At 64.9% G+C, this 19,049-nt stretch carries 17 protein-coding genes; 15 read left to right on the top strand and 2 right to left on the bottom strand.

Annotation, left to right across the window (positions count from 1 at the left end; all coding sequences use genetic code 11):
• Positions 1–249: 249 nt before the first annotated feature.
• The 12 genes from J2X19_RS20800 (at position 250) to J2X19_RS20745 (ending at position 13,854) form a co-directional block, all read left to right on the top strand.
• Positions 250–936 (top strand): response regulator transcription factor, encoded by a 687-nt coding sequence (locus J2X19_RS20800; protein WP_310376146.1) that lies wholly within the window; start codon positions 250–252, stop codon positions 934–936.
• Entirely contained in the window at positions 933–1,970 is a 1,038-nt protein-coding gene (locus J2X19_RS20795; protein WP_310376144.1) for a sensor histidine kinase, read from the top strand. The genes J2X19_RS20800 and J2X19_RS20795 overlap by 4 nt, the downstream gene beginning before the upstream one ends.
• A complete protein-coding gene (locus J2X19_RS20790; RefSeq protein WP_310376142.1) occupies positions 1,963–3,027 on the top strand; it encodes an ABC transporter ATP-binding protein in 1,065 nt (354 codons plus the stop codon). Before J2X19_RS20795 ends, J2X19_RS20790 begins: the two co-directional genes overlap by 8 nt.
• A gap of 138 nt (positions 3,028–3,165) precedes the next feature.
• Positions 3,166–4,143 (top strand): ABC transporter substrate-binding protein, encoded by a 978-nt coding sequence (locus J2X19_RS20785; RefSeq protein WP_116604288.1) that lies wholly within the window; start codon positions 3,166–3,168, stop codon positions 4,141–4,143.
• A gap of 81 nt (positions 4,144–4,224) precedes the next feature.
• Entirely contained in the window at positions 4,225–6,429 is a 2,205-nt protein-coding gene (locus J2X19_RS20780) for an ABC transporter permease (protein WP_310376140.1), read from the top strand.
• A gap of 55 nt (positions 6,430–6,484) precedes the next feature.
• Positions 6,485–7,531 carry an ABC transporter ATP-binding protein gene (locus J2X19_RS20775; RefSeq protein ID WP_116604172.1) on the top strand — a complete coding sequence of 349 codons (1,047 nt, stop codon included), beginning with the start codon at positions 6,485–6,487 and terminating at the stop codon, positions 7,529–7,531.
• A gap of 25 nt (positions 7,532–7,556) precedes the next feature.
• Entirely contained in the window at positions 7,557–8,561 is a 1,005-nt protein-coding gene (gene phnD / locus J2X19_RS20770; RefSeq protein ID WP_310376137.1) for a phosphate/phosphite/phosphonate ABC transporter substrate-binding protein, read from the top strand.
• 26 nt (positions 8,562–8,587) lie between these two features.
• A complete protein-coding gene (locus J2X19_RS20765; protein ID WP_310376135.1) occupies positions 8,588–10,189 on the top strand; it encodes a methyl-accepting chemotaxis protein in 1,602 nt (533 codons plus the stop codon).
• A gap of 123 nt (positions 10,190–10,312) precedes the next feature.
• On the top strand, positions 10,313–10,927 hold the full coding sequence (locus tag J2X19_RS20760) for a paraquat-inducible protein A (protein WP_310376229.1): 615 nt from the start codon (positions 10,313–10,315) through the stop codon (positions 10,925–10,927).
• Positions 10,924–11,601: a paraquat-inducible protein A gene (locus J2X19_RS20755; RefSeq protein ID WP_116604176.1), complete on the top strand. Its 678-nt coding sequence runs from the start codon at positions 10,924–10,926 to the stop codon at positions 11,599–11,601. Before J2X19_RS20760 ends, J2X19_RS20755 begins: the two co-directional genes overlap by 4 nt.
• Positions 11,579–13,237: a PqiB family protein gene (locus tag J2X19_RS20750; RefSeq protein ID WP_310376130.1), complete on the top strand. Its 1,659-nt coding sequence runs from the start codon at positions 11,579–11,581 to the stop codon at positions 13,235–13,237. Before J2X19_RS20755 ends, J2X19_RS20750 begins: the two co-directional genes overlap by 23 nt.
• On the top strand, positions 13,234–13,854 hold the full coding sequence (locus J2X19_RS20745; RefSeq protein WP_310376128.1) for a PqiC family protein: 621 nt from the start codon (positions 13,234–13,236) through the stop codon (positions 13,852–13,854). The genes J2X19_RS20750 and J2X19_RS20745 overlap by 4 nt, the downstream gene beginning before the upstream one ends.
• Before the next feature lie 65 nt (positions 13,855–13,919).
• Here the strand turns inward: J2X19_RS20745 and J2X19_RS20740 are convergent, their stop codons facing one another.
• The gene (locus tag J2X19_RS20740) at positions 13,920–15,137 is read right to left on the bottom strand and encodes an MFS transporter (protein WP_310376126.1); all 1,218 of its coding nucleotides are present in this window, start codon (positions 15,135–15,137) and stop codon (positions 13,920–13,922) included.
• A gap of 256 nt (positions 15,138–15,393) precedes the next feature.
• Here J2X19_RS20740 and J2X19_RS20735 point away from each other — a divergent pair, with 256 nt between their 5' ends.
• Positions 15,394–15,870 (top strand): outer membrane lipoprotein, encoded by a 477-nt coding sequence (locus tag J2X19_RS20735; protein ID WP_310376124.1) that lies wholly within the window; start codon positions 15,394–15,396, stop codon positions 15,868–15,870.
• A gap of 31 nt (positions 15,871–15,901) precedes the next feature.
• Here J2X19_RS20735 and J2X19_RS20730 read toward each other — a convergent pair whose 3' ends face one another.
• Positions 15,902–17,470 (bottom strand): aminotransferase class V-fold PLP-dependent enzyme, encoded by a 1,569-nt coding sequence (locus J2X19_RS20730; protein ID WP_310376122.1) that lies wholly within the window; start codon positions 17,468–17,470, stop codon positions 15,902–15,904.
• Positions 17,471–17,571: 101 nt separating this feature from the next.
• Between J2X19_RS20730 and J2X19_RS20725 the strand changes: the two genes are divergently transcribed.
• A complete protein-coding gene (locus J2X19_RS20725) occupies positions 17,572–18,060 on the top strand; it encodes an Lrp/AsnC family transcriptional regulator (RefSeq protein ID WP_116604181.1) in 489 nt (162 codons plus the stop codon).
• Positions 18,061–18,107: 47 nt separating this feature from the next.
• A complete protein-coding gene (gene ylqF, locus J2X19_RS20720) occupies positions 18,108–19,046 on the top strand; it encodes a ribosome biogenesis GTPase YlqF (RefSeq protein ID WP_310376119.1) in 939 nt (312 codons plus the stop codon).
• Positions 19,047–19,049 lie beyond the last annotated feature (3 nt).

Genomic DNA, 19,049 nt, shown 5'->3' with positions numbered 1-19,049 from the left:
GTTTACTGAGAACCGGATTCCCGCTGCCAGCGAGGGCCGCACCCGGCTGTTGCTGGACACATGCAATGCTATTTTATTTATAGCATTCAGCACATGGTAAATATGTGCCAGCAGCCGATTCGACTCTAAAACTAGCCCAAAGGCAAATGGCCCCTCGGGTGCGGCCCGGGCCAAGCTTTCACCTAGCTATCACCAACTGTCGGCGTTTTCTCTGTGGCTGGCCCCTGTGCCGGCCGGCATGATGCAGGCATGAATATCTTGTTGGTGGAAGACGATCTGAACCTGGTGGATGCGCTGAGCCGCATGCTGGTGGCGCGCGGTTTTCAGGTGGTTTGCTGTGCCGATGGCCTGGAGGCCTTGGTGATGCTGCGGCAGCGCCAGTTTGATGCGGCCCTGCTGGATTTGACCTTGCCCGGCCTGGATGGCCTAGAGGTGCTGCAGCGCTTGCGCGACGAAGGTTCGCGCCTGCCGGTGCTGGTGATGACCGCCCGCACCGCGGTAGAAGACCGGGTGCTGGGCCTGAACTCGGGTGCCGACGACTACCTGAGCAAACCCTTCGACGTGGAAGAGCTGGTGGCCCGGCTCAAGGCCCTGGTGCGCCGCAGCCTGGGCGTGGAAGACTTCCGCTGCGGTGCCTTGCGCCTGGACCTGGACAAGGGTCGGGTTTTCCGCGGCGCGCTGCCGCTGGAAATGCCGGGGCGCGAGCTGGCCCTGCTCAAGGCCTTGATGCTGCACCCCGGCCAGGCCGTGGCCAAGGAAGACCTGCACCAGACCGTGTTCGGCGACGAAGGCCAGGCCGGCTCGGATGCGATCGAGGTACTGGTACACCGCCTGCGCAAGCGCATCCAGGGCTCGGGCGCCAGCCTGGTCACCTTGCGCGGCGTCGGCTACTACCTGATGGACGACGCGCTGGCCGACAAGCAGGACGCACCATGAGCGCTGGCCCACCCCGATCCTGGCGGCGCCTGGCCGCCGTCCGGCCCTGGAAGGTCGGCCGCTCCATCCGCTGGTTTGTCTTCGCCTGGGCTGTCGGCTTGCTGCTGGCATTGGATGCTGTCAACAGCCTGTGGCCGCTGGGCCTGTCCACCGGAGAGTGGTGGGTGTTGAAAATGCTGCTGTTCGCCGCTGCGCTGTGGTGGGTGCTGCGCCAAGCCTTCCAGCCGGTGCTGTTGCTGGGCCAAGACCTGGCCGACCGCAAGCCCGATGACCTGCGCCCGGTGCCGCACCAGCAGCCCGTCGAGCTGGCGCTGTTGACCACCGCGGTGAATGGCCTGATGCAGCAGCAACAGGCCTCGCTGGACCAGCAGAAGAAGTTTTTAGCCGATGCCTCGCACCAGCTGCGCACGCCGTTTGCGGTACTGCGCACCCAGCTGCAGGGCGTAATGTCCGGGCAGCTGGAAACGCGCGACACCCTGCCCAAGATGTTGGCTACCGTGGACCGGTCCAGCGCACTGGTACGCCAGCTGCTGGCCATGGCCAAGGTGGAGCAACTGGTGCGCCGCGCCCATTGGACCGAAGTCGACCTGATGGCCGTGGCCCGCGACGTGGTACTGGAATTTGCGCCGCTGCTGGCCCGCAAGAAGCTGGACTTTGCGCTGCAGGCGATTCCGGTGCGCCTGCTCACCGACCCCTGGCTGCTGGGGGAGATGGTGCGCAATCTGCTGTCGAATGCGATCCACCACACCCCAAAAGGCGGTGCACTGGGCCTGGTGATACGGGTGCTGCCCAGCGGCACCGAGCTGCTGGTGTGGGACAACGGCGGTGGCATGGACGAGGCTGTGCAATCCCGCCTGTTCGAGCCCTTCCAGTCGTCGTCCGGCGCCACCGGCGTGGGCTTGGGCTTGTCGATCTGCCGCCAGATCGCGGTGTCCATGGACGCCACGGTGGACCTGTTCAACCGCGTGCAGCAGGACCGCATCGTCGGGGTGGACGCGGTGGTCCGCTGGCCGCAGGAGCTGTCGCATGGCTAGCGCGGTGCAGTTCGAGGCGGTGCACAAGGTGTTTCCCAACGGGGTGCGGGCCTTGAACAATGTGCAGCTGCGCATTCCGCCAGGGCAGTTGACCACCCTGCTCGGGCCGTCCGGCTGCGGCAAAACCACCTTGCTGCGCATGGTGGCCGGGCTGGAGCAACCAACCACGGGCCGGATCCAGATCGGCGGCGTCGACGTGACCGACATGGACGCCACGCAGCGCCCGATCAGCATGGTGTTCCAGAGCTATGCCTTGTTCCCACACCTGAACGTGCTGGACAACGTGGGCTACGGCCTGCGCATGCAGAACCTGCCGGCACAAGAGTGCGACCACCATGCGATGGCGGCGCTTACGGCGGTCGGCCTGCAGGCCAGCGCCACCAGCAATACCTCCATGCTGTCCGGCGGGCAGCAGCAACGCGTGGCCCTGGCCAGAGCCCTGGCCTTGCGGCCCCAGGTGCTGTTGCTGGACGAGCCGCTGTCCAACCTGGACGCCGGCCTGCGCCGCCACATCCGCGAGGACATCCGCGCGCTGCAACAAAGCCTGGGACTGACCGTGGTCTACGTCACCCATGACCACAACGAGGCCATGGCGGTGAGCGACAACGTGGTGGTGATGCGCGATGGCCAGATCATGCAGATAGGCACGCCGCAACAGGTGTATGCGACGCCGCACTGCGAGTTCGTGGCGGCCTTCATGGGCGACGCCGTGATGTTCGATGCCGAGGCCGATGCGGCCGGTACGGTGCGTCTGGGCCCGTTGCGCGTGGGCGCCGGGCTGACGCGGCGCCAGGGCAAGGTGCGCCTGGTGGTGCGGCCGCACGCCTGGCGGCTGGAGCCAGCCAGTGGCACCGGCCTGGCCGGCAGAGTGCTGTCGCGCGCCTTTCTGGGCCGCAATACCGAATACCAGGTGCTGACCGCCCTGGGAACGCTGCTGGTGCTGGTGCAAGGCGAGGGCCAGCCGCGCCAGGTGGACTCGCCCGTCAGTGTGCAGCTGGACACCCTGGGGGTCAGCGTGGTCATGCCCTCGGGCGCGGAGGCCAGCAACGACCCATGACGCCAGACCGATAGACCCACCGCACCCGCCATTTCTACAGATTCCCCATTTTTCAAACGGACCCCTGCGTCCATATTCCAGGAGATTTAAGTGAAAAAGAACCGCTTCTTCATCGCCCCCTTGTTGCTGGCCTTGGGCATGCCCGCCTTCGCCCAGGACGGCGGCGAAGTCAACGTGATTTGCTCTGCCCAGGCGGACTGGTGCAACTTGATCCAGATCACCTTCGCCAAAACCCGCGGCATCAAGGTCAACATGACCCTCAAGGGCTCGGGCGAGGCCTTGGCGCAAATCACCGCAGAGCGCGCCAATCCCAAGACCGACCTCTGGTTTGGCGGCACAGGCGATCCACATTTACTGGCAGCCGAACAGAACCTGACCCTGGAATACAAATCCGCCACCCTGCCCCAGCTGCATGTCTGGGCGCAAAAGCAGGCCGAACAAGCCGGCTACAAGACGGTAGGCGTGTACTCAGGCCCACTGGGCTTTGGCTACAACACCGAGTTGCTGGCCAAGAAAAAGCTGCCCATCCCCAAGGTCTGGGCCGATCTGCTGAAGCCCGAGTACAAGGGCGAAATCCAGGTGTCCGACCCGCGCGCCAGCGGCACGGCCTACACCATGATTGCCACGCTGGTGCAGCTCATGGGCGAAGACAAAGCATTTGAATACCTGTCGGCATTGCACAAGAACATCAGCACCTATCCACGCTCCGGCGTCGGCCCGATCAAGGCGGTCGCGCGGGGCGAGGCCGCCCTGTCGATCAGCTTTGTGCACGATGCGCCCGGAGAAAAGGCCCAGGGCTTCCCGGTAGACGCAGTCACTCCCGCCGATGGCACGGGCGCCGAGATCGGCTCCATGTCCCTGATCAAGGGCGCACGCAATCTGGACAACGCCAAGAAGCTCTACGAATGGGCCTTGACGCCGGGTGCACAGCAGTTCGGGGTCACCGCCAAACAGTTCCAGCTGCCGTCCAACAAGAGCACGCCGCTGGACCCGCGCATCCCTGATTTCAAGAAGATCAAGCTGATCGACTACGACTACGCCAAGTACGGCCAGGCCGCCGTGCGCCGCCAACTGATCCTGAACTGGGAACGCAAGGTCTTCAACCAGGCCAAGTAAGCCCGTATCGGCGAGCCCCGCGCGGGGGCCGCCGATACCGCCCTGCAGCGCAGCCCCTCCATTCCTACAGATCGTTCCTTTATGCCAGTCCAATTTACAGAACGAACCCAGCGCGCGATATACGCCTGGGTCCTCATAGGCTTCGCCGCCTATCTCGCCTTGCCGTGGTATTTCCTGCAAAGCGGCTCGCTGCTTGCAGCCATGTCCAAGCTGTTTTCCGAGCAGGTGTCGGCCAATGGCGTGACGCAAGCCGCCGTGCATGGCCGCGCCTGGCTCTGGACAGGCATGGCCGGCCTGCTGATCGCAGGGCTGGGCGCCTTGTTGCCCGCCGGCCGGCGCCAGGGTGGCGTGCTGGTTGCCGGCGCACTGGTGGGTTTGCTGGGAATCGGGGTCAGCGGCTTCACCATCGGCGCCACCGGCTGGTCGTATGAATGGCTGAATGCCGCGCTGGGTGCCTTGCCGCAAGGGCAATTTGGCATCGGCTGGGGTGGCTTTGTGGTCCTGGTCTGCCTGGTGATGCTGCTGGGCTCGGGCATTGCCCGGCTCGGCTACTTCCGCGGCGATGTGTTTGTGGCGGCCACGGTGGTAGGTTGCGCGGCACTGCTATGCCTGTTCGTGGTGTTTCCGGTGGCCAAGTCGCTGGCCGCGGCCTTCTATACCGAAGACGGCAACTTTGCCATCGCCGCCGTATGGAACCGCATCGGCACCGAACGGGTATGGGGCCTGGGCTGCCTGCGTTCCGGCGTGCATTGCGGTGTCGCCTGGAATACCTTGTACCTGGCTTTGCTGACAGCAGCCGGCACCACGGTGCTGGGCACCATGATTGCCTTGATCTCCGAGCGCGGCTCGGACAAGCGCATCCAGAAGCCGCTGAGCGCGCTGGCCATGCTGCCCATCATCACGCCACCCTTTGTGGTCGGCCTGGGGCTGATACTGCTGTTTGGCCGTGCGGGCATCATCAACCAGCTGCTGGAGTCGTGGTTTGGCGTTGTCCCTTCGCGCTGGTTCTACGGCGTGTTCGGCGTCTGGCTGGCCCAGCTGTTCGCCTTTACCCCGATCGCCTACATGATCATGCGCGGCGTGGTGCAAGGCATCAGCCCCTCGCTGGAAGAAGCCGCGCAAACCCTGCGGGCCAGCCGCATGAAGACCTTTACCACCGTGACCCTGCCGCTGCTGGCGCCGGGCCTGGCCAATGCCTTTCTGGTGGGCTTCATTGAAAGCATTGCCGACTTCGGCAACCCCATCCTGCTGGGTGGCGACTATGCGGTGCTGTCCACCGACATCTTCTTTGCCATCGTCGGCGCCTCGCTGGACCAGGGCATGGCGGCCGCACTGGCACTGGTGCTGACGGTGTTCGCACTGACCGTGTTCTTCGTCCAGCGGCGCATTCTGGGCAGCACCAGCTTCACCACGGTGTCGGGCAAAGGCGATGCGGGTGTGCCCATGGAATTGCCCACCCTGGTGCGCCGCGTTTGCACCTGGGTGGCCGGCCCCTGGCTGGCGTTCACGGTGGTGGTCTACCTGTTCGCCTTTGCGGGCGGCTTCGTCAAGATCTGGGGCCGCGACTACAGCCTGACCCTGGTGCATTTCAAAACTGCATTCGACGTGCAGATGGGCGAGCATGGCCTGGTCTGGGCGGGCACGGCCTGGAGTTCGCTGTTCACCACCATCACGCTGGCCGCCATCGCCGCGCCGATCTGCGCCAGCATCGGCTTGCTGATCGCCTGGTTGATGGCGCGCACCGAGTTCCGGGGCAAGGGCTTGTTTGAATTCTCGGCGCTGCTGACCTTTGCGATCCCCGGCACGGTGCTGGGCGTTAGCTACATCCTGGCCTTCAACGTGCCGCCGGTCGAGCTCACCGGCACCGGCCTGGTGATCGTGCTGTGCTTTGTGTTCCGCAACCTGCCGGTGGGTGTGCGGGCCGGCACCGCGTCCTTCAAGCAGCTGGACAAATCGCTGGACGAAGCGTCGGTGATGCTGCGGGCCAGCAGCATGACGACCCTGCGCAGGGTGGTGCTGCCGCTGCTCAAGCCGGCCCTGGTGGCCGCGCTGGTCTACAGCTTTGTGCGCTCCATGACCACCGTGTCGGCCGTCATCTTCCTGGTCACGGCCGAGTACGAACTGGCCACCACCTACATCATTGGCCGGGTCGGCAACGGCGACTACGGGGTCGCGCTGGCCTATTGCACGGTGCTGATTCTGCTGATGTCCCTGGTCACGGCCTTGATCCAGTTTTTCGTCGGTGAACGCAAGCTCGGCCGCCGCCGCGTGGGCGCCAACAAGTAGCCCATGGCTACCGCCCCCCCTCCATACCCATGCAACACACCAAGGAATATTCCACATGACCCAAGCAGGCATTGAATTCAAGAACGTAGGCAAACGCTATGGCGGCGAGCGCTCGCCGCTGGTCGTCAAAGGCATCAGCTTCACCGTCCCCAAGGGCAGCTTGACCACGATTCTGGGCCCCTCCGGCTGCGGCAAAACCACCACGCTGCGCATGATCGCCGGCCTGGAAACGCCGAGCTCGGGCCAGATCCTGATCGACGGCCGCGACGTAACCCACCTGGGCCCGGCCGAACGCAACGTCAGCATGGTGTTCCAAAGCTATGCACTGTTCCCGCATATGAGCGTGCTGGAAAACGTGAGCTATGGCCTGAGCGTCAGCGGCGTCAAGGCGGCCGAGATTCTGGAACGCGCACACGCGGCCATGTCCGCCGTGGGCCTGAATGGCTACGACGAGCGCCTGCCCAGCGAGCTGTCTGGCGGACAGCAGCAGCGGGTGGCGGTGGCCCGGGCCTTGGTGCTCGAGCCCTCGGTACTGCTGTTTGACGAGCCTTTAAGCAACCTGGACGCCCGGCTGCGCCGTTCCATGCGCGAAGAAATCCGCGGGCTGCAGCAGCGCCTGGGCCTGACCGTGGCCTATGTGACGCACGACCAGAGCGAAGCCCTGGCGGTCAGCGACCAGATCATCGTGATGGACCAGGGCCTGGTCGCGCAAGCCGGTACGCCTTCGGATCTGTACGAACGCCCCTGCAGCGAATTTGTGGCGGGCTTCATGGGCGAAGCGATGTTGTTTCCAGGCCAGGCATTGGCCGATGGCAGCGTACAGGTGGGCACGCTGCGCCTGAAGGCCCTGCACCCGGTCCAGCCAGGCCCTATCAAGGCAGCCATCCGGCCCGAAGCCTGGACGGTAGGCCAGCCCAGCGAAGGCGGACTGGCGGGCGTGATCGCCAAGAAAGCCTATCTGGGCAGCATCTACGAGCTGACGGTGGATACCGGCCTGGGCCCGATCTTTGTGGTGTCGTCAGACGTCGCCACCGATTGGAAACTGGGCGACGCCGTGTCCTTGAACCTGCCCAGCCGCGGTATCTCGGTCGTGCCCGCCTGACGGCGCCGCTGCCAGTCTGCTGAACATGCTCTATCCACGCCGGCACATCATTGCGGGTTTGGCGGCTGTCTGCACGGGCCTGCGGGTGCCGGCCCAGGCACAGCCCAAGACAGCCTCTTCCACCTTGGTATTTGGCCTGATCTCGCCCCGAGCCCCGGACGAAACGCGGGCAAACTGGGAGCCTTTCGTCAAACGCCTGGGCCTGGCCGTAGGGCAAGCGATGGAGCTCAGGGTTTACACAAGCCAGGGCGACATCGTCAAGGCCTTTGCGGTCGGAGAGATGGACATCGCCTGGATGGGCAATGTCCCGGCCCTGGATGTGGTGGAGAGTGGGGCGGGCGAGATATTTGCCCAAATGGTCGCGCAGGATGGCAGCGTGGGCTACAAGTCCATTCTGGTCGCGCACCACGGCGTAACCGCTGATTCGCTGGACCAGGTACTGCAACAGGCCAAAAGCCTGCGCTTTAGCGACGGCGACCCCAAAAGCACGTCCGGCTATCTGGTGCCGCTGTATTTCGCGTTCCATAAAAGTGGCATCAACAATGCCCAAGCGATTTTCAAGTCGGTAGAAGTCGGTAGCCACCAGCAGAACCTGACAAAGCTGGCCCAGGGCACAGTGGATATCGCCACGGCCAACAACGAAGAGCTGGCCTTTTTCCAACGCGACTTTCCCGACATGGCGCGCAAGCTCAAGGTCGTCTGGGAGTCACCACTGATACCGCAGTCGCCTCTGCTCTGGAAAGCCAGCCTGCCACCCGATCTGAAAAAATCCATCCAGAAATTTGTGACCGGCTTTGGCACCAGCAAGCCCGAAGAGCAGCGCATTCTGCTGGCGGTCAATGGCTTGTCCCGATTCCGTCCATCCAGCAACCGGCAACTGGTGCCGATTGCCGATCTGGAAATGTTCAAGACCCGGCAAGCCATTGACAACGACAAAACACAGTCTGCCAGTGACCGACAGCAGCGTATCAATGCAGCGATAGAACGCGGCTCCCGTCTGGAGCTCCGTCTCAAGCGTATCAGCCCCTAAGTGCCCGCCAACCAGCAAAGACTTCCATGCCCTCTACCTCCAGATCTTCCTCCTCCATTGCACGCCGCCTGGGCCTGGGCTTCGGCACCGTGCTGGCGCTTCTCCTGACGGTCGCCGTGGTCAGCGGGCTCGGCCTGCGCAGCATGGCCAGCCAGCTGGAACAGATCACCGAAGTGAACGCCAGCAAGATCCGGCTGGCCCGCGACCTGATGGGCAACATCAATGAACTGGCGCTGCACGTCCGGAATGTCACCTTGTTCACCGACATGCAGAAGATCGATGCCGAAGTCAAACAGGTCGCCGAAGCCCAGTCGCGCTATGCACAGACGCAGTCGCGCCTGGTCGCCGCCATGGCCACAGACGAAGAAAAGGCCGCTCTGCAGGAGATCGTAAAAGCCAGTCTGCGGGCCCTGCCCTCCATCGACCAGGCGGTCGCACAGGGCAGCAGCGGCGACAGCACGGCGGCGGTCAGCACCCTGACCGGCAAGATGCAGGAGGAAGAAGCACAGTGGCGCCAAAAAGTAGCACTGCTGGTGGACTTGCAGGACCAACAGTCGCTGGATGCATCGACTCTGGCAAAAACCCAGCAGCGCCATACGCTGGCCACCATGCTGGTGCTGGTCGTGGTGTCTCTGGCGCTGGGCGGCCTGATTTCCTGGCGCATCACGCGCAGCGTCACCACACCGGTGCAACGCGCCATGGTGGTGGCCGAGCGGATTGCCGACTGCGATCTGACATCGGCGGTGGAGGTGCACGCCACGGACGAAACCGGCCGCCTGCTGGAGGCCATACGCACCATGCAGGACCGCATGAAATCCCTGGTGGGCGAAATCTCCCAATCGGCCGAATCGATCCAGACCGCCAGCGCGGAAGTGGCCATGGGCACCCAGGACTTGAGCCTGCGCACCGAGCACACCTCCAGCAATTTGCAGCAAGCCGCGTCCTCCATGGCCGAGCTGACCGACACGGTGCGCCAGAGCGTGGACGCGGCACACAACGCCCACCAGCTGGCAACTTCGGCGGCGGGCCTGGCTGCCCGTGGCGGCGCCGTGGTGCTGCGCGTGGTGTCCACCATGGAAGACATCAACGCCAGTTCCCGCAAGATTTCCGACATCACCAGCGTGATTGACGGCATCGCGTTCCAGACCAATATCCTGGCGCTGAATGCCGCGGTCGAAGCAGCCCGCGCCGGCGAACAGGGACGGGGCTTTGCGGTGGTCGCCAGCGAGGTGCGCAATCTTGCCGGGCGGGCCGCCGAAGCAGCCCGGGAAATCAAGGGCCTGATTGCCGCCTCGGTCGACAAGGTCCAGGCCGGTACCACCCTGGTGGGCGACGCCGGCCATGCAATGCAGGACATCGTGGACTCGGTGCAAAAGGTTTCCCTCATCATCGGCGAGATTTCCGCCTCGTCCAGCGCGCAATCCGACGGCATTGAAAGAGTCAACGGAGCAGTGGCCCAGCTCGACCAGATGACACAGCAGAACGCGGCACTGGTAGAGCAGTCGGCCGCTGCCGCCGAGTCGCTGAAAGAGCAAGCCGGCAATTTGACGCGGATGGTCGGCCTGTTCAAGCTGGGCACGGTTGCGGACAGCCCCCGAGCCCTGCAAATGCTGCCAATGCGTGCCTAGCCTTCATCATGTCTTTACCTAGAGAGGCTTGAATAGCGGCAGGCAGGCGAAAGCGACTAAAGTACCTGCCTACATCGCACACCATTGCACATTACCTACGCCCGCCCCTTGAGCACCTCCGCCATGCAGCAAGTCCACCACGTCGTCATTTGTGAAGGCTGCGATGCCGTGTACCAGAAGGCGGTTCTGGGCCGGGGCCAGGTGGCGCGCTGCCCGCGCTGCGGCACCGAGCTGGAGCGCTACACCGGCCGGGCGCAGCAGCGCATTCTGCCCATGGTGCTGGCCGGCCTGCTGATGTTTGCGGTGGCCAATCTGTTCCCCATCGTCGCCATCTCGCTGGGCGGCCAGTACAGCGAAGTCACCCTGGCCGGCGCCGTGCAGGCACTGAGCCAGGAGGGCATGGCCGAAGTCGCGCTGCTGGTGCTGGCCACCACCCTGCTGTTTCCGCTGATGCAGTTGCTGATCCTGCTCTACCTGCTGGTGCCGCTGCCGCGCCAGCGCCGCCCGCTGGGCTTTGCCTGGCTGGTGCGGATACTGCAGTCGCTGCTGCCCTGGGGCATGGTCGAGGTGTTCCTGCTGGGCGTGCTGGTGGCCATCATCAAGCTCACCAGCTCGGCCGAGGTGATCATCGGCCCGGCGCTGGGCGCGTTTGTGGCGCTGACCGTGCTGTTGACCGTGATCCTGTCGTTCCAGCCGCGCAACTTCTGGCACATGGCGTTTGCCGAATCCACGGAATGACCGAGACTGCGACCGCCACTTCCCTGGGCCTGGTCGGCTGCCACCACTGCGGTGCGGCCTGGCAAGGTGCGGGCGACGGCCAGGCCTGCGGCGTTTGCGGCACGCCGCTGCACCGGCGCAAGACCGACAGCCTGAACCGCACCTGGGCGCTGCTGGCGGCGGCCTACCTGATGTACCTGCCGGCGAATCTGCTGCCGGTGATGATCACCAGCAACCTGCTCAATACCAAGGTGGACACCATTCTCAGCGGTGTCATCTACTTCTGGGTCACCGGTGCCTGGGGCCTGGCGGCCATTGTGTTTGTGGCCAGCTTTCTGGTGCCGCTGTTCAAGCTGGGCGCGCTGACCACCCTGGTCTGGATGGCCCAGCGGCGCAGCCCGCGTTTCCGCGAAGACCGGGCCCGGCTGTACCGCATGGTCGAGCTGATCGGCCGCTGGTCCATGCTCGATGTGTTCGTGGTGTCCTTGCTGGCCGGCCTGGTGCGCATCCAGGGCTTTGCCGAAATCACCGCCGGCGTGGGCATTGCCGCTTTCGCCGCAGTCGTGGTGTTGACCATGCTGGCCTCCTTGAGTTTCGACCCGCGCCTGACCTGGGACGACGCCCCAGCACCGGCGCCGGCCCTCCCACTACCACCCGTGCACAATCCACCGCATGAGCCAAGACCCCTTGCCTAATCCACCCGCAGCGTCCGACCTGCCCACGCCCAGCATCGAGAAGAAGCGCAGTTGGCTGCCCTCGCTGATCTGGATCATCCCCATCGTCGCGGCACTGGTCGGCATCACCCTGGTGGTCAAGACCGTGCTGGGCCGCGGCCCGACCATCGAGATCAGCTTCAGCACTGCCGAAGGCCTGGTGGCCGGCAAAACCAAGGTCAAGTACAAGGAGGTGGAGATCGGCTCGGTCACCGCCATCACCCTGGCCGAAGACCGCTCCCACATCGTGGCCACGGTGCAGCTGCAAAAAGAAGCCAAGAGCTTCATCGCCGACGACACCCGCTTCTGGGTGATACGCCCGCGCCTGGAGGCCGCGGGCGTCAGCGGGCTCGGCACCCTGCTGTCGGGCGCCTACATCCGGGCCGATGCCGGCGTGTCCGGGGACACCACCCACGAATTCGTCGGCCTGGAGGCCCCGCCCATCGTCACCCGCGACACTTCCGGCCGGCAGTTCGTGCTGCACGCCGGCAATATCGGCTCGCTCGACGTCGGTTCGCCGCTGTACTTTCGCCGCATCAAGGTCGGCCAGGTGGCAGCCTATGCGCTCGACCCCGACGGCAAGGGCGTAACGCTGCGGGTCTTTGTCAACACGCCGTACGAGAAGTTCGTCGGCGCCAACACCCGCTTCTGGCATGCGAGCGGCATCGACGTGGAGGCCAGCGCCAGCGGCTTCAAGGTGCGCACCCAGTCGCTGGCCACCGTGGTGATGGGCGGCATTGCCATGCAGGCACCCGACGACGCCCCCGGCGCCGAAGCGGCCGAGAACGCCAGCTTCAAGCTCGCCGAAGACGAAACCACCGCACTGAAGGCGCCGGATGGCCCCTCACAAACCCTGCTGCTGAATTTCAACCAGTCGCTGCGCGGCCTGACCCCGGGCGCCGCGGTGGACTTCCGCGGCGTGGTGATCGGCGAGGTCAAATCCATAGGCGTGGAATTCGACCGCGTGGAACGGCGCTTCAATATGCCGGTGCTGATCGAGGTCTACCCCGCCCGCCTGGGCCGGAACTTCGACAGCGAACAGGCCGACCCGGTCGCCACCCAGCAGCGGCGGCTGCAGCAGCTCATCAACCGCGGACTGCGCGCCCAGCTGCGCACCGGCAACCTGCTCAGCGGCCAGCTGTACGTGGCGCTGGACTTCTTCCCGAAAGCGCCACCGGCCGATCTCAAGAAGACCAGCGACCCAATCGAGCTACCCACCGTTCCCAATGGCCTGGACCAGCTGCAAACCCAGGTTTCCGACATCCTGACCAAGATCAACAAGGTGCCGTTCGAGGAGCTGAGTGCCGACCTGCGCAAGACCCTGGCCACGCTGGACACCACGCTGACCAGCGCCGAGCAGCTGGTGAAGAAGCTGAACAACGATGTCGCGCCCGAAATGACCGCCGCCATGCGCGACGTGCGCAAGACCATCAACACCGCCAACGAGACGCTGAGCAGCGCCGGACGCACCCTGTCCGAAGACGCGCCGCTGCAACAAGACCTGCGCCAGACGCTGCGCGAGGTAAACCGCGCCGCCGCGTCCATCAAGGTGCTGACCGACTACCTGGAGCGCCACCCCGAATCGCTGCTGCGTGGCAAACCCGAGGAAAAGAAATGAGCCTGTTCCGCCCTTCCCTGGCCCTGCTGGCTGTCGTCTCTTTGGCTGCCCTGGCCGGCTGTGGCTCCACGCCCGCGGTGCGCTACTACAGCCTGAGCACGGCGACCGCCGCTGCGGCAACCACGACAGCGCCCACGGCCAAGCCGCTGCTGATCGAAGTGCCGCCACTGGCCCTGCCCGAGCGCCTGGTGCGGCCACAGCTGGTGGTGCGCACTGCCGCCAACCAGGTCGATGTGCTGGAGCTGCACCGCTGGACCGCCCCCTTCGACTCCGAGCTACGCGACGCACTGGCCAGCAGCATTGCGGCCCGGCTGGGCGCAGTCGATGTATCGGGCGGCGGGCGCCTGGCCGGCCAGCCGGTGTACCGGGTAGCGGTCCAACTGCGCCAATGGGAGGCAGTGGACAACAGCCGGGTAGAGGCCAGCTTCAGCTGGACCATCCGCCGCTCCGACGAGGCCCGCAATATCGCCTGCCAGTGGAGCCAGTCGGTACCCGTGGGTGCCGGCATCGCCGCATTGGCCCAGGGCGCCCAGCAGCTCACAGCCCAGGCTGCGCAGCGCATGGCCGCCAGCCTGAGTGCACTGGATGCCGACGCTGCCGCCCAGTGCCCGGCCTGATTGCTATTATTTAAATAGCTGCTTGCGCTGGTGGAATCAGCGCCAGCGGCCTTTTTCTTATAAATTCAAGCCTGGGGTTGCAGCTGGGCCGGGGCCGCGAAACCGACGATACGCCACACCACGCCGGTGAACGCCAGCACCACCAGCAACATGCTGGCATAGGCCCAGTGCAGGCCCACCAGGTCCGACAGGCTGCCCACCACCACGCCTGCCAGCTGCGAACCCACGCTGTAGCCAATCATCAGCAGGGCCGACAGCTTGGACGCCTGCGCCGGCATGTCGTCGATCATGATGGCCAGCAGCACCGGGAACACCACGCCCACGCCGACGCCAAACAAAAAGTTGCCCAGCCCAGCCACCATCCAGCCACCCTGGCCGGCCAGCGCCACGTTCATCGCCATGCCGGCCAGCGCCAGCAGGTTCAGCCGCCAGAGCTTTTGCCGCAGCGGCCAGCGGCTGTGCCAGAACGCCTGCCACAGCCGCGCGGCGATCATGCCGGCAACAAAGAATTCCAGCCCTATGCGCGCCGCATTCGGGCTCAGGCGCTGGGCGTTGATGCCGAAGCTGACGTACCAGAAGTTTTGCCCCCATTCCAGAAAGCCGCTGAGCACCCCGCCCAACACGGCCCAAAACACCACCGGCCGGCGCAGCAGCTGCACATAACCCATGGACGGGCCGCCCGCCTCGGTATGGTGGACAGGCGCCAGGTTCACAAAGTGCCGGCGCGGCCAGAAGGCCACCAGCACCGTCAGCAGCGGCAGCAAGTACACGGCATATGGCATGCGCCAGCTGCTGCTGAACTGCTGCACGCCAATCACCGCCATCGGCGCCACCAGATTACCCAGGCTGAACGCCAGATCGACCATGCTGAGCATGCGCGCACGCAGCTCGGCCTGCGGGCTGATGTTCGCCAAAATGCTGTGTGCCAGGGTAAACAGCGCGGTCTCGCACAGCGCCACCAGGAAGAAACCGGCCAGCAGAGTGCCGAAGTTGGGCGACAGCACGATCAGGCTGATCGCCAGCAGCGCCGTCGCGGTATAGCTGAGGAACAGCGGCCGCGGCGCATAGCGCTGGGCCATGCGCCCGCCCTGCAGCGCGCCGAGCACGCCGCCGGCCGACCAGACCATCATCAGCACGCCGAGCTGCTGGTAGTTGTCCAGCTCCTCGCGTAGCTCGGGGGTGACAGCCCCCAGGATGGCGGCAAAAACGCCGGCGCACAGCGCGGTGTAGATCACCACCCAGGCCAGGTACGGAATACGCGCAATAAAGTCTTTGAGTTTCACGGAAGGGTTGACGCAGGCAAAGCCATGGCCGGCGCGTGGGCACGCGAGGCCATCGGCGAAAAAGGATAAGAAGGGGCAATAACGGCAGTCAGCGGCCAAGCACATCCGGTTACACAGATGTGTGGCGCGTGAAGTATTGTCTCGCGCCCAGAGGGCAGCCGCTGGCCGCGGAACGAATGGCAGGGACGCGATGTCAACCATATTGGCGATAGCGCGTCATTTAGTAGATTGCCTTTACTTTTTCCAGGACCCTCCCATGCGTATTTTTGCTTCCACCTCATCGCTACTTGCCACCGGCCTGCTGGCCTGCAGTCTCACTGGCTGTGTGGTGGCTCCGCCCCGCGCACAAGTACAGCCACAACCGGTGGTCGTCGCCCCGGCCCAGCGTATCGAATTCGGCCGCGTCGCCAATATGGAGCTGCTGCAAACCCAGGAACGCCCGCAAACCAGCGGCGCTGGCGCGGTGATCGGCGGTATTGCCGGGGCCGTGCTGGGCCACCAGATCGGCGGCGGCTCGGGCCGCAGCGCCGCCACGGTATTGGGCGCATTTGGTGGCGCCATTGCAGGCAACAGCATAGAAGGCAACCAGCAGCCCGCCCAGGTGCATGCGTCCTACCGCGTGACGGTACAGGCCGAAGACGGCAGCTACCGCTACTTCAGCGTGGCCACGCCCACCGATTTGCGTGTAGGCGACCGCGTGCGCATGGCTGGTGGCCAGCTATACCGCTACTAATATTTAAGCCTTTTAGGCCTCTGGCGCTTACCTAGTCTGCGCTGGCAGCTATGCTATTCGTAGCTAAACCGCCTACCACCTGCCAGACCTGCGCATAGCCGAGCTGGCGCAAGGTCTGCACCGCACGCAGGCTGCGCCGGCCGCTGCGGCAGAAAAACACCAGGGGCACGACCGGATCGCCCAGGCAGTCGGCCAGCTCCGGCCCCAGGCGGCCCAGCGGCGCATTCCGCACCGCCCGGCCAAAACGCAAGGGCTGCGGATCGGCGCGGTGTTCATAGGCCTCGCGCACGTCGACCAGCACGGCTTCGGGGTGGTTGCGCAAAAAGTTGTTCAAGCCCTCAGGCTGCAGATGCATGGCCGGGTCGTCGGCCAGCGCCGGGCCATGGCGTGGGGGCAGAGCGTCCGGCAAGGGCGGAGCCACCTCGGCACGCCAGGCCGCACCGCAACGGGCAATCCGCGCACAGGCGGCATCGATGAAGGCATCGTCGGCCAGCGCGCCAAACGACAGGCGCACGGCCGACGCCGCCTGCCAGTCCGGCACGCCCATGGCCTGCAGCACATAGCTGGGGGCAGCCAGCTGGGCCGAGCAGGCGCTGCCCGCGCTGACCCGCACGCCAGCGGCATCCAGCAGGTCGACAATCACGCTGCTGGCCACGCCGGGCACCGAGAAGTTCAGCGTTGTCGGCAAAGCCGTGGCAAACGGTGCGTTGAAGACAATATCGGGCCAGGCCGCCTGCAGACTCTGCGCCAGCCGCTCTCTAAACTGTAGCATCTGGGATGGACTGCAAAAGCTGCCACCGTCTTCCAGCGCCTGCAGCACCGCGCCCAGCGCGGCGATGCCGACCATGTTCTCCGTGCCCGCGCGCCGGCCAGCCTCCTGGCCGCCGCCGGCCAGCAACGGGGTGAACGGCGCGCCGCTGCGCACATACAGCAGGCCTATGCCCTTGGGCGCATACAGCTTGTGGCCGGAAAACGGCGCGTAGTCGATGCGGGTCTGCGCCAGTTGCAAGGGCAGCTTGCCCAGGGCCTGCACGCAGTCCACCAGCCAGTAGGCCTGCGGCGCCACACCATTCAGCACGGCCTCAATGCCCGCCAGATCCGACACCACACCGGTTTCGTTGTTCGCCGCCATGGTGCAGACCAGCGCGGCCTGCGGCGCCAGCGCGCGCAGCACGGCCAGGTCGTGCCGACCCTCGGCATCGACCGGCAGGGCACGCAACTCGAGCTGCAGGCCCAGCACCGCGTTCCAGTGCGCCAGGCTTTGCGGCACGGCCTTGTGCTCGGTAGCGCCGTACAGCAGCAGCCGGCCCACGGCCTCGCCGCGCGCCTGCCGGTCGCGCACAGCGCATAGCGCGGACAGCACCGCCGTCTGTATGCCTTCGGTTGCGCCGCTGGTAAACACCAGTTGGCCGTCGCCACTGCCCAGCACCCGGGCTGCGCAAGCCCGCACGCTGTCGACAATGTGCCGGGCTTGCAGGCCCGTGGTGTGGCTGCTGCTGGGGTTGCCGAACAGCGCCCCCATGGCATTCTGTGCAGCGGCCAAGGCGGCCGGTAGCACCGGGGTGGTGGCATTGCAATCCAGGTAGATATCGGTAGTCATGGCGGTCTATCCTAGCCATTGAAACGCGAATAAAGATACCAAAATTCTTAAATAATCGGGTTAAATTAGAATGTATATCTTACAAATTTATAAAATACAGCATGAATCCACTTGACCGCCTGGACTACGCGATTCTGGGTGCGCTGCAGTTGGACGGCAGCCTGTCCGTGGCCGCTCTGGCCGAGCGCGTAGGCCTGTCCAGCACACCCTGCTGGAAACGGCTGAAGCGCCTGGAAGACGAGGGCTATGTCACCGGCCGCGTGGCCCTGGTGGACCGGCACAAGGTCGGCCTACCGGTGACCGTGTTCGTCAGCGTGCGCACCCAGCAGCACGACGAAGCCTGGCTGGCCCAATTTGCAGCTGCTGCGGCCAGCCTGCCCGAGGTGCAGGAGCTACACCGCATGAGCGGCGACGTGGACTATCTGCTGAAAGTAGTGACCACCGACATCGGCGGTTACGATCGCTTCTACAAAAAACTCATACAGGCCGTGCCCTTGAGCGGCGTATCTTCCGCCTTTTCCATGGAACAGATCAAATCCACCACGGCGCTGCCGCTGGATCTGGTGTCCTTCGGCGCATCCAAAGTATAGAAAACGACTTGCGCTGCAGCGCAAATCTTAAAGAAAGATAAAAAGCTATGGCCATCCAATGGTTCCCCGGTCACATGCATCTGACCAAGAAAGCCATCACCGAACGCCTCAAGGAGACCGACGTGGTGATCGAGCTGCTGGACGCCCGCATGCCCGGCTCCAGCGCCAACCCCATGCTGGCCGAGCTGATCGGCAGCACGCCGACTCTCAAGATCCTGAACAAGCAGGATATTGCCGACCCGGCGCGCACCGCACTCTGGCTGGACTACTACAACGCCCTGCCCGGCACCCGTGCCATCGCCCTGGACGCCAGCGAAACCGCGCCCGCCCAACGGCTGATCCCTGCCTGCCGCCTGCTGGCGCCCTTGCGCGGCGGCATGGTCAAGCCGATGCGGGTATTGATCTGCGGTGTACCGAATGTGGGCAAGTCCACCCTGGTCAACACCTTGAAGGGCAAGCGCGCCGCCAAGACCGGCGACGAGGCCGGCATCACCAAGCTGGAGCAGCGTATCGTGCTGGCCGACGACTTCTACGCCTACGACACCCCGGGCATGCTGTGGCCGCGCATCATCGTCGAGCAAAGCGGCTACCACCTGGCAGCCTGCGGCTCGATCGGCCGAAATGCGTTTGACGAAGAAGAAGTGGCGCTGGAGCTGCTGCTGATCCTGCAGAAACACTATGCGGGCCAGGTCGAAGAACGCTACAAGCTGGACCCGATTCTGGGCCTGACCGATATCGGCGTACTGACCGAGATCGCCCGCAAGCGCGGCGGCCTGCTGGGCAAGGGCAAGGTCAACCTGCAAAAAGCCGCCGAGATCGTGCTGACCGAATTCCGCTCCGCCACCCTGGGCCGGGTCACGCTGGAAACTCCCGAAGAATTCGCCAGCTGGCTAGCCGCCGGACAGGCTGCCGATGCGGCCCGCCAGGCCAAGAAGGATGCGCGGAAGAACAAAAAGCCCGCAGCGCCCGAAGCCGAATCGGCTTGAACA

The organism is Rhodoferax ferrireducens (assembly GCF_031458075.1).
GTDB lineage: Bacteria > Pseudomonadota > Gammaproteobacteria > Burkholderiales > Burkholderiaceae_C > Rhodoferax_B > Rhodoferax_B ferrireducens_A.
The sequence above is the reverse complement of the archived record's forward strand: the minus strand, read 5'-3'. Positions and strand labels throughout refer to the sequence as shown.

What these genes read in the sequence shown, in the direction of transcription:
- J2X19_RS20800 (WP_310376146.1), top strand. Translation starts at nt 250, where the DNA reads ATGAATATCTTGTTGGTGGAAGACGATCTGAACCTGGTGGATGCGCTG.
- J2X19_RS20795 (WP_310376144.1), top strand. Translation starts at nt 933, where the DNA reads ATGAGCGCTGGCCCACCCCGATCCTGGCGGCGCCTGGCCGCCGTCCGG.
- J2X19_RS20790 (WP_310376142.1), top strand. Translation starts at nt 1,963, where the DNA reads ATGGCTAGCGCGGTGCAGTTCGAGGCGGTGCACAAGGTGTTTCCCAAC.
- J2X19_RS20785 (WP_116604288.1), top strand. Translation starts at nt 3,166, where the DNA reads ATGCCCGCCTTCGCCCAGGACGGCGGCGAAGTCAACGTGATTTGCTCT.
- J2X19_RS20780 (WP_310376140.1), top strand. Translation starts at nt 4,225, where the DNA reads ATGCCAGTCCAATTTACAGAACGAACCCAGCGCGCGATATACGCCTGG.
- J2X19_RS20775 (WP_116604172.1), top strand. Translation starts at nt 6,485, where the DNA reads ATGACCCAAGCAGGCATTGAATTCAAGAACGTAGGCAAACGCTATGGC.
- phnD (WP_310376137.1), top strand. Translation starts at nt 7,557, where the DNA reads ATGCTCTATCCACGCCGGCACATCATTGCGGGTTTGGCGGCTGTCTGC.
- J2X19_RS20765 (WP_310376135.1), top strand. Translation starts at nt 8,588, where the DNA reads ATGCCCTCTACCTCCAGATCTTCCTCCTCCATTGCACGCCGCCTGGGC.
- J2X19_RS20760 (WP_310376229.1), top strand. Translation starts at nt 10,313, where the DNA reads ATGCAGCAAGTCCACCACGTCGTCATTTGTGAAGGCTGCGATGCCGTG.
- J2X19_RS20755 (WP_116604176.1), top strand. Translation starts at nt 10,924, where the DNA reads ATGACCGAGACTGCGACCGCCACTTCCCTGGGCCTGGTCGGCTGCCAC.
- J2X19_RS20750 (WP_310376130.1), top strand. Translation starts at nt 11,579, where the DNA reads ATGAGCCAAGACCCCTTGCCTAATCCACCCGCAGCGTCCGACCTGCCC.
- J2X19_RS20745 (WP_310376128.1), top strand. Translation starts at nt 13,234, where the DNA reads ATGAGCCTGTTCCGCCCTTCCCTGGCCCTGCTGGCTGTCGTCTCTTTG.
- J2X19_RS20735 (WP_310376124.1), top strand. Translation starts at nt 15,394, where the DNA reads ATGCGTATTTTTGCTTCCACCTCATCGCTACTTGCCACCGGCCTGCTG.
- J2X19_RS20730 (WP_310376122.1), bottom strand. Translation starts at nt 17,470, where the DNA reads ATGACTACCGATATCTACCTGGATTGCAATGCCACCACCCCGGTGCTA.
- J2X19_RS20725 (WP_116604181.1), top strand. Translation starts at nt 17,572, where the DNA reads ATGAATCCACTTGACCGCCTGGACTACGCGATTCTGGGTGCGCTGCAG.
- ylqF (WP_310376119.1), top strand. Translation starts at nt 18,108, where the DNA reads ATGGCCATCCAATGGTTCCCCGGTCACATGCATCTGACCAAGAAAGCC.